This is a genomic window from Stenotrophomonas sp. 364 (assembly GCF_009832905.1).
Classification (GTDB): Bacteria; Pseudomonadota; Gammaproteobacteria; order Xanthomonadales; family Xanthomonadaceae; genus Stenotrophomonas; species Stenotrophomonas maltophilia_AP.
This window is the reverse complement of sequence record NZ_CP047135.1, coordinates 3,386,261-3,400,374: the sequence shown is the minus strand read 5'-3', so window position 1 is coordinate 3,400,374 and position 14,114 is coordinate 3,386,261. Positions and strand designations below refer to the sequence as shown.

Sequence of the window (14,114 nt, the reverse complement as noted above, 5' to 3'; positions counted from 1 at the left end):
GACGGCACTTCTTCTTCGTTTCCCTTGTTAAGGAGTTTTCATGAACAGGATTTACCGCCGTCTTTGGTCCACTGCCCGGCAGTGCTGGGTGGTCACCAGTGAGCTCGCGTCCACAAAGCGTAAGTCAGGGGCTTCCACACGCCCCCTTCGACGCAGTACGGCAGCGGCGCTGCTCATGTTGTTCGGTGCGGCCGGCACCGCCCATGCGGAGCGCAATCTTGCCTCGTGCTACACCGCCAGCCAAGGATGCGTGCCGTCCTGGGCATGGGGGCATGACTACCAGTGGATCAGTGGGAATGGGCGTTTCGTGCTGCTGACCGGCAATGCCATCAAGTTCGAAGGCGACTATGCGACTGCGTTTGGTAACGGCATCACCTCCTATGGTGACCGCAACTCCGCCTTCGGCTATGGCGCTGGTGTAGCGGGCGGGTATGCCACCGCCGTAGGTGCTTTTGCCAACGCCACGGGAATTGGTGCAACGGCGATTGGCAATGATGCGAACGCCTATGGCGGAAACGCGGTCGCGCTGGGCAGCAAGGCGACGGTCATAACCGGGGCGGGCGTTTCTGGTATCGCCATCGGTGCCGACTCCCGTGCGGGCACGCAGGGCTGGACGGGGGCCATTGCACTCGGTGGCGAAGCGTCTGCGTCCCACGACAGCATTGCCCTGGGGTACCAAGCGCGTTCAAGCGCGGCCAACTCTGTGGCACTCGGGCGCGGGTCGCAGGCCACCGAGGCCTACACCGTATCGGTGGGCAACGGTTCTACGAAACGGCGGATCGTCAATGTTGCCGACGGCACCATCAGCAGCAGCAGTACTGATGCGGTGAATGGCCGCCAGTTGCAGGTGGCAAAAAATGACATCAATGCCGCCAAAGCCACCGCGACAACAGCCAAGACCACGGCCGACCAGGCGCTGGCCAATTCACGGGTGGTCACCCAGGCATCGGCCAGTGGCACCGTACGCGTGGGCGGTGACAATACCGGTACCACGGTCAGCTTTGCCAACAAGAACAACGCCACCCGCTACCTCAACGGCATTCGCAACGGCGCGCTGAGCACCACCAGTACCGACGCGGTGACGGGCCAGCAGCTGTTTGCCACCAACGCCAACGTGACCAAGGCGCAGAGCGCGGCCGATGCGGCCCAGAGCTCGGCCAACAGCGTCAAGACCACCGCCGACAGTGCGCTGTCCAAGGCTAATGGCCTGGCCGGCCTGGTCAGCCAGGCCTCGGCTACTGGCAATGTACGCCTGGGGGGCGAGAACACCGGCACCGTGCTGGATGTGCGCAACAAGGCCAATGCCAACCGCCGCATCAGCGGCCTGGCCGACGCAACGTTGAACACCTCCAGCACCGAGGCAGTCACCGGCAAGCAGCTCACGGCCACCAACGCCAATGTCACCACGGCGCAGAACACCGCCACCGCTGCACAGACAGCGGCGACCGGTGCCAGGACCACCGCCGACAGCGCGCTGGGCAAGGCGACGGCGCTGGGTGGGCTGCTGAGTCAGGCCTCGGCCAGTGGCACCGTTCGCGTGGGCGGTGACAACACCGGAAGCGCGGTCAGCGTTGCCAACAAGAACAACGCCACCCGCTACATCAATGGCATTCGCAACGGCGCGCTGAGTGCCACCAGCACCGATGCGGTGACCGGCCAGCAGTTGTTTGCCACCAATGCCAACGTGACCAAGGCGCAGACGGCGGCGGATGCGGCCCAGAGTTCGGCCAACAGCGCCAAGACCACTGCCGACACCGCGCTGGGCAAGGCCACTGCGCTGGGCGGCCTGGTCAGCCAGGCCTCGGCCACGGGCAATGTGCGCCTCGGTGGTGACAACACCGGGACCGTGCTGGATGTGCGCAACAAGAGCGATGCCGGCCGTAAGATCACCGGCTTGAGTGACGGCACTCTGAGCAGCACCAGCACCGATGCCGTCACCGGCAAGCAGCTCACCGCCACCAACACCAAGGTGACCACGGCGCAGAACACCGCCACGGCTGCACAGACGGCGGCAGCGGGCGCCAAGACCACCGCCGACACCGCGCTGGGCAAGGCCAATGTGCTGGGCGGGCTGGTCAGCCAAGCCTCGGCCACAGGTAATGTACGCCTTGGCGGTGACAACACCGGGACCGTGCTGGATGTTCGCAACAAGAGCGATGCCGGCCGTAAGGTCACCGGTTTGAGTGACGGCACCCTGAGCAGCACCAGCACCGATGCCGTCACCGGTAGGCAGCTCACCGCCACCAATGCGAATGTGACCACGGCGCAGAACACTGCTACTGCCGCACAGACGGCCGCGGCCGGCGCCAAGACCACCGCCGACACTGCGCTGGGCAAGGCCAATGTGCTGGGCGGGCTGGTAAGCCAAGCCTCCGCCACTGGCAATGTGCGTTTGGGTGCCGAGAACACGGGCACGGTGGTGGATGTGGCCAACAAGGACGGCGCCAAGCGCCGGGTGAACAACGTTGCCAACGGCGTGGTGAGCAGCACCAGCACCGATGTGGTGACCGGGCAGCAGCTTCATGCCACCAATCAGGCCGTCTCCACCCAGGGCCAGTCGCTGGTGCTGCACGGCCAGCAACTGGCGACGCACACCCAGTCCCTGGCAGCGCAGGACCAGCGCGTGTCGACCAATCGTACTGATATCGAACAGCTGCGCTCGGACGTGGACAACTTCGATCCGGATCTGGATGGCGTGGTGAAGTTCAGTGCCGATCGTCATCTTGTGGATATGGATGGTGCGCGTGTATCGGGCGTTTCGGCGGGTGACATCAATTCGGCAGGTAGCACTGATGCGGTGAACGGTGGGCAGTTGTTTGCGACCAATGAGAGGATGCTGGCGCTGGAGGGTGCCGGAAAATTTCTATCTGTAGGTGCCGGTGGCGATCAAGACCCAGCATCAGCAGGCAGATTCTCTGTAGCAATTGGTGATTCCGCAGAGGCGTCTGTCGGTGGGGAGGGAGGTGTCGCGGTCGGCGGCTACGCCGTCGCACGTGGTACCAATTCGGTAGCAATTGGCCGCGCAGCCTCCGTTCGAGCTGGGGCATCTGGCGCCTTCGCGCTTGGTGTACGGTCATTGGTTGAGTCAGAGGGCGGTTTGGCCGTCGGCGCCGAGAGCCGCATTATGTCCGGAGCTGTAGATAGCGTTGCAATGGGTAGTCATTCAGTCGCGTCTGAGAGACATACTGTGTCCTTCGGACATGACAACTTGCAGCGACGACTTGTGCACGTGGCTAGAGGCATGGCCGCCACGGATGCAGCGACTGTAGCTCAGCTTTCTGAATCCCTTTCAGGTCTCGGCGGTGGTGCAAGTGTGGACGGAGTTGGTTCTATCATCGGACCGGTCTACAACGTACAGGGCGGTGCGCAGAACAACGTTGGCGACGCGTTGAGCGCACTCGATGGCGCGGTTATCCGGTCCGGTCGCAGCGTAGAAAGCATCGAGAGCCAGCTGCGATCGACATTCCAGCAGTCGCCTTTCGCTCGAGAAGATGGTATCGGTCAGCTGAACTTGGCTGGTGCACAGGGCATGCTTCTGTCGAACCTAGCCGATGGGCGCATTGCTGCAGGCAGCCGTGATGCAGTGACTGGTAACCAGTTGTATGCCACGGAGCAGAAGATCGAGCGTAATCGACGCGACTTAGACGCGATACAGCGCGATTGGAGTTCGGAGCAAAGGAATCTGCTGACTACGACCGGAGATGGAAACCCCATCGATTTCGGCGGCGCGCGTCTAACTGGTGTTGCCGATGCGCGCCTCTCTGCTGATAGTTCGGATGTGGTGCGTGGGAGCCAGCTTTACAGCACGAACCTGCGACTGAACTCCATTGAAGAAATGAGCAGCAACTTCGCGTTTGGCTGGATGCCTGAGGATTGGCAGTATCCAGCTGAAGCAGGCCCAGCTGCGGTAGCTATTGGCAAGAATGCTCGTGCGTCGTTGGGCTCAGAGGGCGGTGTCGCTGTTGGTGCATGGGCAACGGCCCAAGGAAAGAACTCGGTGGCATTAGGGCGCGCTTCCTACGTTCATGAGCAAGCGGAGGACGGCTTCGCTGTAGGTGGCAGGACCCAAGTGGCCGCTAGAGGGGGCATCGCTCTCGGTGCCGGGAGCGAGGTCCGTTCTAATGCTATTAATTCTGTTGCTATTGGATGGCAATCGATCGCCAATGATGCAAACACCGTCTCCTTCGGAAATGACTCGCTAAAGCGCCGTCTCACCGGTGTAGCCAACGGCCGCAACGCCAACGACGCAGCCACCATCGGCCAGCTCCGCGGCGCCTTGTCCACCCTCGGTAGCAACATCGACGCCAACGGCAATGTCACCACACCCGGCTTCAACCTCCAGGGCCAGCACCACACCACAGTAAACGACGCCCTCACCACCCTTGACGCGGCCGTAGTTACCACCGACTCCCGCGTAGACCGCGTGGAAACCCACCTGCGCTCGGTCTTCCAGGAAACCCCCTCCACCCGCAGCGATGGTGCCGCTCAGCTCACCCTGGCGGGCGCCAACGGCATGGTCATCTCCAACGTGGCCAACGGCCTGATTGCCGCCGGCAGCCGCGAGGCGGTCAACGGTGGCCAGCTGCATGCGGTGCAGCAGCAGCTCAACGGCCGCATGGACGGGCTAGAGCAGCGTGTTGACGGTCCGCCGCAGGCCCGTGCGATGGCGACTGCATCGGCCGATGCGGGCGCGCCAACGCCCACCCCGACCAGCAGCGAATCGGCCGCCGCCACTCCGCCGGCGGCCAACGAGGGTGACAAGGCCGTGGCCGGCAGCGGCAGTGCGCCGTCGTCGCCGCCCACGCCGCAGCCCAAGTCCAAGAAGGATGACGCGCCCGCACCGACCCCGCAGGTGGACACCGCCGAGCTCGAGAAGATGCTCGCGCGCGCCAATGAGTACACCGATGGTGCCATCAAGGGCGTGGAGCAGCGCCTGGACAAGATGGACAAGCGCTTCAACCGCATGGCCGCGATGAGCAGCGCGCAGACGGCCATGGCGATGAACACCGCCGGCCTGGCCACCTACAACCGCCTCGGTGCCGGCGTAGGCTACAGCGATGGCGAGTCGGCCATGGCCGTGGGTTACCAGCGGGTGCTCAACGAGAAGGGCTCGGCCACCTTCAGCCTCAACGGCGCGTTCACCAACAGCGGTGAGCAGAGCGTTGGCCTGGGTGTTGGCATCGGTTGGTAACGCGCAGTGCAGGGCAGGGCACCGTAGAGGTGCCCTGCCCACTGCGCAATGAAAAGGGGAACGCGATGGACACCATCGGTAACCAGATCGCCTGGCGGCTGGGCTATCTGAATATTCTTCAGGGCGTCATTGCCCGTCTGGCCAACAGCGCCGCGGCCATGAAGGCGGGCAGCGTGGCAGTGCTGACCGGGCTGCTGGCCTGCGCGGTAGGCCAGCAGGCGTCCTTCCATTGGGCGTTGTTCGTGCTGCCCGGCGTGCTGTTCATGGGCTTTCATGCGTTTTTCCTGCAGCAGGAGCGCGCCTTCGTGCAGTTGTACAACGCGGCCAGCGATGCGCCCCTGTCCCAGGTGCTGTCCTACCGCATCGACGCGGCCCGGTTGGCGGCGGTGCGCGAGCCGTTGCTGAAGGTGCTGTGCCGCCCGACCGTGTTGGCCTTTCATCTGCCGCTGGTGGCCGGCGTTGTGCTGGTCTACCAGGTGGTACGGGAGGCATCACGATGCTGCTGAAGCTGCGCGTACGCAATTTCAATGGCGCCGGGCTGAAGGCGGATGCGCCGGCCGTCGCCGCGCTCCAGGAGCGGTGTCATGCCACGTGGCGGGCCGTTGCCGCCTACCTGATGGACAGCGGTACGGTGCTGGATGCCGAGTCTGTGCAGCAGGTTGTGGCACCCGCGTTCCAGCCCGACGTGTTCCTGTCGCATGGGCGCGGCGATCGAGAAGAGGTACTGCAGCTGGCGGTGATGCTTGAGCAGCTGGGGCTGACGGTGTTCGTCGACTCGTGCCTGTGGCTCAACGCCTACACCGTGCAGCAGGAACTGGACGAGTCACTCTCGGCGCGCCGGAACTCACCCGGCACGCATCACTTTCACTATCACCGCGTGGTGCGGACGTCGGCCAGCCTGCACATGGTGTTCAATGCCGCCCTGCAGAGGCTGATCGATGGCTGCGAGCTGTTCCTGCATCTGGAGGGCGAGGCCGAACCTCTACGCACATGCGTGGAGGATGGTCGCCATGCGGGGGCACCGTGGGTGCTTTCCGAGCTGATGTTTGCTCGCCATCTGCCGAGGCGTGGCCGCCCCCGGCTGACCTTGGAGGCTCTGAAATCCGAGGCTGACGACGGCGTGGCGTTCGGCGCCCCTGAAGCTGCGCATGCGCTGGAGTGGGAGGTGCTGGAGCGTGCAATCGCCGACACAACTGGATTCCCGACAACCTCCTACGCTCACGACCATCCGGTTTTCCTGGATCACCTTTACGGAAAGCTGCCGTTGAGCGAACAGGAAAGGCGGCTGTTGGGCTGGCTGTGATTCGACATGCCGTGATCTGAACAGCGTAGCTGCACAAGGCAAGAGGAGAAGAGCATGCTTATGGATGTAAGGATCACCGATTTCGACGAACTGCGCCTGCGCGTCACCCAGGACGAGTTGGACGCCTACAAGGCGCGCAATACCCCGGAGCTTGATGACATCACCGACTACCTGTCGGGTAAGGACAACCTGCTGGACGCCGATGCCATTGCAGCGCGTCTGTTTGCGGTGGAAAAGGCAGATGTGTTCCTCTCCCATGCGCATCGGGATCACGACGCCGTAGTGGCGTTGGCGGTGACGCTGGAGAAGTTGGGGTTGAAGGTGTTTGTCGACGCGTGTGTCTGGGGAGATGTGTACGCCCTGTTGCTCAAGGTGGATCAGGCAAGAGCGGAATTGCCACTCCAGCCGGGCCTGTTTGATTACACCCGCGCCACCCGCAATGCCGCCAACATGTACATGATCCTCAACGTGGCACTGCAGCGCATGATCGACCAGTCGGAGCTGCTGCTGTTCCTGGACAGCAACGCGGTGCGCGTCCAGGACTACGTGGAGGGTGAGGCGTACATCGGCTCACCGTGGATATTCGCCGAATTGATGTTCGCGCAGATGGTGGCGCGTCGTCCGCGACTGACAGGTACCGGCATCGAGAATCTCAGGGAGGTTTTTGCCAAGGACGACAGCGATGCGACCGCACCCATGGTCCGCTACCGGTTGCCCGAAAGCTCGCACACGATGCCCGCGGCCACGTTGAACCGGCTGATTTCAAGCGCGACGTTTGCCGCGACGCTGGCGACCCGCTTCAACTTGCGCAGCAGTGGCTACGATTTCCTGGATCACTTCTACCAAGCCCTGCCGTTGCGCGCTGCGGAGCGCGAACTGCTGGGATGGACGAAGGATGCAACGTAGCGCCGTGCGGAACCCGGGCGGGTTACGGCCCGGGGCTATCCCGCCAGGTAGCCGGCCATCTCCGCCTCGGCCAACACCTCACGAAGCTGCGCCACCGACGCCCGCCGCATCGGCTTTTCGTCGATGGCCGACAACGGCGGCTGGCGAAGCGCGTCGTACGGCAGCACCGCAATGTCGAAGGTCAGGTCTTCGGCGCTGAACACCCACACCGGCACGTCCAGCACGCGCTCGCGGTCCAGCCGCAGGCGGCGGGTACGCAGCTCGGCCGGGATGCCGTGTTCGTCGAAGTAGCGCTGCACCGCATCGGCGTCGTCGCTGTGCACCTGCAGCTGCACCGGGCTGTTGGCGTCGGCAGTGCCGTCCAGCACGGGCCCACACAAACGCGGGGCGAACTGGGCGAGGAACTCCATCGCACGCAGGGCCGCTTCGCGGCGCTGGCGCAGGTGCGCACCATGATCGGCGCCGGCGAACAGGCGCTGGTACTCGCGCAACGCGTCCTCGATTTCGGCGTTGCGGGGCAGGGAGGCGTCGTCGTGGATGTCCAGCCGTGCCGCCGCCTTGAGCTTGGCCTGGTGGTAGTCGCGGATGCCGCCTTCGGCCATCAGCCGGGCGGCCTCATGGGCGAGCCGGTGGCGGCGCTCGCGGGTCTGGGTGGCTGCATGCTGACGGGCTCGATGCATGACCGGTACTCCTGTGCGACCTGCACGGCAATGTACACCGGCGATGTGACATACGTGTAGAGCCGGGCTCTGCCCGGCTGTCGGCGTGTAGAGCCGGGCTCTGCCCGGCTGGCCGACATTGCAGGCCGCCGGGCACAGGCAGCCGGGCACAGGCAGCCGGGGCACAGGCAGCCGGGGCACAGGCAGCCGGGGCACAGGCAGCCGGGCAGAGCCCGGCTCTACGGGGGGGCGAGGGCAACGAAAAAGGCCGGGCAATGCCCGGCCTTCCTCGTCATCCTGCCGTCGGCATCAGAAGATATCGAACGCGGCGTCGTCGGCCTGCTGCACATGGGTATCGAAGCTGTACTCCTCGATCTTGTCCATGTCTTCCACCTTGACCCACTCGGTGGCCCCGTTGAGGGTGGCCTGGACCATCCCGGACGGCGGCTCGTTCTGCGCGATCGGGGTGTCCTTCAGCGCGGCGCGCATGTAGTCGATCCAGATCGGCAGTGCAGCCTTGCCGCCGTACTCGCGGTAGCCGAGCGAGCGGAAGTCATCGCGACCCACCCAGACCGTGGTGACGTAAGGACCGCCGAAACCGGAGAACCAGGCGTCGCGGTGGTCATTGGTGGAGCCGGTCTTGCCGCCCACGTCCTCGCGACCGAGCACCTTGGCCGCGGTGCCGGTGCCGCGCTGGACCACGTCGCGCATCATCGACACCAGCTGGTAGGCGGTGCGTGCGTCGATGGCGCGCGGGGCGACCTTGGCGTCCGGGTTGACCGGCTTGGCGGGTTCGGCCGCCTGCTGCGGCTTGGGCGCCGCAGCGGTGTCCGGGGCAGCCGGTGCGCCAAAGTTGAAGCCGTCCACCACCTGGCTGACCGGCGCGCCGCCACTGGTGCCCGCGCAGTCGCGGCAGGCCATGGCCGGGTTTTCCTTGAACACCACCACCCCGTCACGGTCGGTCACCTGGTCGATCACCCAGGTGTCCACCCGCGAACCGCCATTGGCGAAGACGGCATAGCCGCGCGCCACCGACAGCGGGGTGACCGAGGCGGTACCCAGCGACATCGACAGGTTGGGCGGCAGCTCGGCCTCGGCAAAGCCGAATTCGCTGATGTACTTGCGCGCGTAGTCCACGCCCATGCCGTCCAGCAGGCGGACCGAGACCAGGTTGCGCGACTGCACCAGCGCCTCACGCAGCCGCATCGGGCCACGGAAGCCGCCGCCGTCGTTCTGCGGCGACCAGGTCTTGCCGCGGCGGTCGCGGAACACCACCGGGGCATCCAGCACGATCGAGGCGGGGTTGAAGCCCTTGTCGAACGCGGCCGCATAGATGAACGGCTTGAAGCTCGAACCCGGCTGGCGGCGCGCCTGGGTGGCGCGGTTGAACTTGTTGCCGGAGAAGCTGAAGCCGCCCACCAGGGCCTTCAGGGCGCCACTTTCGGCATCCAGCGAGACCAGCGCGGACTGGCCGCGCGGGATCTGGTCGATCAGCCACTCGCCTTCCTTCTCGCCGGCGCGCACCCGCACCAGGTCGCCCCGGGTCAGCAGCTTGGCCGGGGTCTTGTTGACCCAGCGGCTGGCCGCGACGGGCAGCACCAGCTCGCTGCGGTTGGCCAGCACCACGGTGGCGCTGCCATCGGCGGCGGTGGACGCCACGATCGCCGGCAGCAGCCCGGACTGGGCCGGAATGCCGGCCAGCTTGGCCGCCAGCGCCTTGGCATCGGCATCGGCCGGCACCTCGAAGTGCTGCTCCACGCCATGCCAGCCATGCCGGTGGTCGTACACGCGCAGGCCATCGCGCACGGCGATGTTGGCCGCCGTCTGCAACTCGGCATTGATCGTGGTGGTCACGTGGTAACCCTTGTTGACCACGTCGCCGCCGAAGCGGGCGATCATTTCCTGGCGGACCAGCTCGGCCACGTAGGGGGCTTCGACCTGCACCGGCGGCTCATGCGCGCTGGCGTGCATCGGCACCGCCTTGGCGGCGTCGGCCTCGGCCTGGCTGATGAAGCCCAGGCTGGCCATGCGCTGCAGCACGTAGAAGTCGCGGCGCTCGCGGGCCCGCTCGGGGTTGCTGATCGGGTTGCCCGAAGATGGGAACTTGGGGATGCCGGCCAGCGAGGCCATCTCGTCCAGGTCCAGCTCGCCCAGCTTCTTGCCGTAGTAGAACTCGGCCGCAGCGGCCACGCCGTAGGCGCGGTTGCCGAAGAAACTCTTGTTCAGGTACAGCTCGAAGATCTCGTCCTTGCTCAGCTCGGACTCGATCTTGCGCGCCAGCAGGATCTCGGCCAGCTTGCGGGTGTAGCTGTACTCCGAGCTCAGGAAGAACTGCCGGGCCACCTGCTGGGTGATGGTGGACCCCCCCGGCACGCGCTTGTCGTTGGTGGTGGCCAGCAGCCAGACCGCGCGGCCGATGCCCTTGTAGTCCACCCCGCCATGCTCGTAGAAGCGGGCGTCCTCGGTAGCCAGGAAGGCCTGCTTGAGACGTTCCGGGACCTCCTTCATGGTGATCGGTACGCGCCGCGACTCGCCGAAGACGGCCATCAGCTTGCCATCGCTGGCATACACGTACATGGGCTCCTGCATCTCGATGTCGCGCAGGGTCTGCACGTCCGGGAGCTTGGAGGAAATGGCGTAGTACAGGCCACCTGCGACGGCGGCGCCGATCAGGCCCAGGACCAGGATGGCGACCAGCAACCAGCGCAGCCAGCGGCGAAAGCGTGTCATCAGTGACAGATTCCGATTGCGAATTTCGTGGCCGCAGAGTATAGATTACGCAAGGGAACGGCTGGGGTTGTTCCCGGGGAGCGCAGATCGACGACCGTCTGGGGAGCCGTGAAACGTGCGGTACTGCACGTTTCACTGCGTGATGGTTGCGGTTTGCAAAAAAAACGTTATTAATGCGCGGGCGCAGGTTATGCGTCCAAGTGCCCGTCGGCAGGGGAGAAACCGTGGGGCTTATCCCAAAAAGCCAGTCGCCGCTTATTGGCGTCGACATCAGCTCGACTGCAGTAAAGCTCTTGCAGCTTTCCCGCAGTGGCAATCGTTTCCGCGTGGAACATTACGCTGTGGAACCACTTCCGCCGAATGCGGTCGTGGAAAAGAACATCGTGGAAGTGGAGGCCGTGGGTGAGGCTATCCGCCGCGCCGTGAACCGTTCCGGTACGAAGGCCCGGCACGCTGCCGCAGCCGTCGCCGGCTCGGCGGTGATCACCAAGCTGATCCCGATGCCGGCCGATCTGGACGAGAACGACATGGAAGCCCAGGTCGAGCTCGAGGCGGTCAACTACATCCCGTACCCGATCGAGGAAGTGAACCTCGACTTCGAGGTGCTGGGTGCCATTCCCAACAACCCGGAAATGGTCCAGGTGCTGTTGGCGGCGTCGCGGTCGGAGAACGTGGAGCTGCGCCAGTCGGCGCTGGAGCTCGGCGGGCTGACCGCCCGGGTCATGGACGTGGAGGCCTTCGCGGTCGAGAACGCCTTTGCCCTGGTCGCCAGCGAGCTGCCGATCGCCAGCGATGGCGTGGTCGCCCTGGTGGACATCGGTGCCACCATGACCACCCTGAACGTCCTGCGCGGCGGGCGGAGCCTGTACAGCCGCGAACAGGTGTTCGGCGGCAAGCAGCTGACCGACGAAGTGATGCGCCGCTACGGCCTCACCTACGAGGAAGCCGGGCTGGCCAAGCGCCAGGGCGGGCTGCCGGAAAGCTACGAGATGGAAGTGCTGGAGCCGTTCAAGGAGGCCACGGTCCAGCAGATCAGCCGCCTGCTGCAGTTCTTCTATGCCGGTAGCGAATTCAACCGTGTGGACCACATCGTGCTGGCCGGCGGGTGCGCTGCGCTGGCCGGCCTGCCGGAGATGGTGGAAGAACAGCTGGGCGTGGCCACCGTGGTGGCCAACCCGCTGGCACAGATGACCCTGGGTCCCAAGGTCCAGGCGCATGCCCTGGCCCAGGACGCCCCGGCGCTGATGATTGCCACCGGTCTGGCGCTGAGGAGCTTTGACTGATGGCAAGAATCAATCTATTGCCGTGGCGCGCCGAGCGGCGCAAGCAACGCCAGCGTGACTTCTACGGCATGCTCGGGGTGGCGGCCATCGGCGGCGTGCTGCTGTCGCTGTTGATCTGGTTCTACTACGACCGGCAGGTCAGCGGGCAGGGCGAGCGCAATGCCTTCCTGCAGACCGAGATCGCCAAGGTCAAGGAGCAGAACAAGGAGATCGACCGCCTGGATCGCCAGAAGGACCGCCTGCTGGCGCGCAAGAAGGTGATCGAGGAACTGCAGGCCAAGCGCTCGCAGATGGTCCACCTGTTCGATGCGCTGGTGCGCACCATTCCCGATGGCGTGGTGTTGACCTCGCTCAAGCAGGAAGGCGACATCCTCACCCTGGAAGGGCGCACCCAGTCCAACGCCCGGGTCAGCGCCTACATGCGCAACCTGGAAAGTTCGGGCTGGATGAGCAAGCCGGAACTGTCGGTGATCGAGGCCAAGAAGCCCGAGCCCGGCAAGGACGGGCCGACCACCCTGAGTGACATCAGCGCCTTGCCGTACATGTTCGAGGTCAAGGTCACCCTGCCGGCCCAGAGCGAGCCGGTGAACGGGATCAATGCCGATGGCAGCGTGGTGGTGCCGGCCGATGCCGCCACCGTCCCGGCTGACCCGGCCGCCGCGCCGGTGGCCCCGCTGTCGCCCGGTCCCGCGCCGACCTCGGCCCCGCCCGCTGCTGCGCCTGCCACGGCGCCGGCCGCCGAGCCGGCCAAGCCGTCGGGCAGCCGCATCGCACCGCCCGCCGCGCCTGCACAACCGGCGGCGTCCAGTACGCCGCAGAAGGGGGGCGCATGAGCCAGAAGATGAATCTCAAAGAGCTGGACTTCAACAACATCGGCAACTGGCCGCAACAGGCCAAAGTGGTGTTCTGCGCGCTGCTCTCGCTGTTGATCGTGTTCCTGGCGTGGTTCGCCCTGATCAGCGGCAAGCGTGAAGAGCTGGCCTCGCTGGAAAACACCGAAAGCAGCCTGCGGGAAGAGTTCGTCAAGGAGCAGGGGCGTGCGGTCAACCTGGCGCCGCTCAAGCAGCAGCTGGCCCAGATGGAGCAGGTGCTGCAGCAGATGCTGCGCCAGCTGCCCAGCAAGACCGAAATGCCGGACCTGATCATCGACATCTCGCAGACCGCGTTGTCCAGTGGCCTGGTCAATGAGCTGTTCCAGCCCGGTGCCGAGCAGCCCAAGGAGTTCTACGCCGAAAAGCCGATCGCCCTGCGCATGGTGGGCAGCTACCACCAGTTCGGTGCGTTCGTCAGTGGCGTGGCCTCGCTGCCGCGCGTGGTCATCCTGACCATGCACGACATCAACCTGAAGCCGAAGGATCCCAAGACCGGCATCACCGCGCGCAGCGGTGCGCTGGAGCTGTCCGGCACGGTCAAGACTTACCGTTACCTGGACGAGCTGGAAATGGAAGCGCAGGAAAAGGCGGCTGCCGCCGACAAGACCGCCAAGCCCGGAGGCACGCCATGAGCCTGGGGATGACCGCACGGGTATGCGGGTTGCTGGTGCTGGCACTGCTGGCCGGTTGCGCACGCGGGATAAGCAGTACCCCGGGCGATGCGCCGAACCTGGAAAAGTGGGTGGAGGACGTGCGTGCGCGCCCGGCGCCCCCGCTTGAGCCACTGCCGGTGATGCAGCAGTTCGAAACGTTCGAGTATTCCGCGCAGGGGATGCGGGATCCGTTCACCGATGCCTGGACCAATCCGCAGGGCGGGTCGGGGCTGCGTCCGGACCCGAACCGTCGCAAGGAACCGCTGGAAGCCTTCCCGCTGGATGCCTTGGACATGGTGGGTTCGCTCGGCCGGGGCGGCGGGCTGGTCGCACTGGTGATGGCGCCGGACAAGGTCACCTATCGGGTGCGTCCGGGCGTCTATCTGGGGCAGAGCGACGGCCGGGTGACCGGGGTCTTCGAAGACCGGATCGAACTGATTGAACTGGTGCCGGATGGCGCGGGCGGCTGGCTGGAACGGCCTGCATCGCTTGCGCTTGAAGATCAATGAATGATTAC

Annotated in this window: 10 protein-coding genes; 8 read left to right on the top strand and 2 right to left on the bottom strand. The window is 65.2% G+C overall.

Translation table 11 applies throughout. The annotated features are described in order from the left end of the window. The first annotated feature begins 40 nt into the window (after window positions 1-40). The 4 genes from GQ674_RS15325 to GQ674_RS15310 all read left to right on the top strand — a co-directional run bounded on the left by GQ674_RS15325 (window position 41) and on the right by GQ674_RS15310 (window position 7,400). Window positions 41-5,191 (top strand): ESPR-type extended signal peptide-containing protein, encoded by a 5,151-nt coding sequence (locus GQ674_RS15325; protein WP_159497763.1) that lies wholly within the window; start codon window positions 41-43, stop codon window positions 5,189-5,191. Between the two features lie 65 nt (window positions 5,192-5,256). Beyond that, entirely contained in the window at window positions 5,257-5,697 is a 441-nt protein-coding gene (locus GQ674_RS15320; RefSeq protein ID WP_159497762.1) for a hypothetical protein, read from the top strand. Beyond that, complete coding sequence (locus tag GQ674_RS15315) at window positions 5,688-6,494, top strand: hypothetical protein (protein WP_159497761.1); 807 nt, start codon at window positions 5,688-5,690, stop codon at window positions 6,492-6,494. The genes GQ674_RS15320 and GQ674_RS15315 overlap by 10 nt, the downstream gene beginning before the upstream one ends. 54 nt (window positions 6,495-6,548) lie before the next feature. Next, window positions 6,549-7,400, top strand: coding sequence for a hypothetical protein (locus GQ674_RS15310; protein WP_159497760.1), 852 nt, complete (start codon window positions 6,549-6,551; stop codon window positions 7,398-7,400). Between the two features lie 35 nt (window positions 7,401-7,435). On the opposite strand, the gene GQ674_RS15305 is transcribed toward GQ674_RS15310, so the two are convergent. Both GQ674_RS15305 and GQ674_RS15300 read right to left on the bottom strand, forming a co-directional pair. After that, window positions 7,436-8,080 (bottom strand): hypothetical protein, encoded by a 645-nt coding sequence (locus GQ674_RS15305; protein WP_159497759.1) that lies wholly within the window; start codon window positions 8,078-8,080, stop codon window positions 7,436-7,438. Between the two features lie 288 nt (window positions 8,081-8,368). Further along, entirely contained in the window at window positions 8,369-10,789 is a 2,421-nt protein-coding gene (locus GQ674_RS15300) for a penicillin-binding protein 1A (protein WP_159497758.1), read from the bottom strand. Window positions 10,790-11,013: 224 nt separating this feature from the next. On the opposite strand from GQ674_RS15300, the gene GQ674_RS15295 reads away from it, so the two are divergent. Genes GQ674_RS15295 through GQ674_RS15280 form a run of 4 tightly spaced genes read left to right on the top strand, consistent with a single transcriptional unit; the run spans window position 11,014 to window position 14,106 of the window. Further along, entirely contained in the window at window positions 11,014-12,072 is a 1,059-nt protein-coding gene (locus tag GQ674_RS15295) for a pilus assembly protein PilM (protein ID WP_038686523.1), read from the top strand. Further along, a complete protein-coding gene (locus GQ674_RS15290) occupies window positions 12,072-12,905 on the top strand; it encodes a PilN domain-containing protein (RefSeq protein WP_159497757.1) in 834 nt (277 codons plus the stop codon). The genes GQ674_RS15295 and GQ674_RS15290 overlap by 1 nt, the downstream gene beginning before the upstream one ends. Beyond that, window positions 12,902-13,576 (top strand): type 4a pilus biogenesis protein PilO, encoded by a 675-nt coding sequence (pilO, locus tag GQ674_RS15285; RefSeq protein WP_128097596.1) that lies wholly within the window; start codon window positions 12,902-12,904, stop codon window positions 13,574-13,576. The genes GQ674_RS15290 and pilO overlap by 4 nt, the downstream gene beginning before the upstream one ends. Further along, window positions 13,573-14,106 (top strand): pilus assembly protein PilP, encoded by a 534-nt coding sequence (locus GQ674_RS15280; protein WP_128097583.1) that lies wholly within the window; start codon window positions 13,573-13,575, stop codon window positions 14,104-14,106. The genes pilO and GQ674_RS15280 overlap by 4 nt, the downstream gene beginning before the upstream one ends. Window positions 14,107-14,114 lie beyond the last annotated feature (8 nt).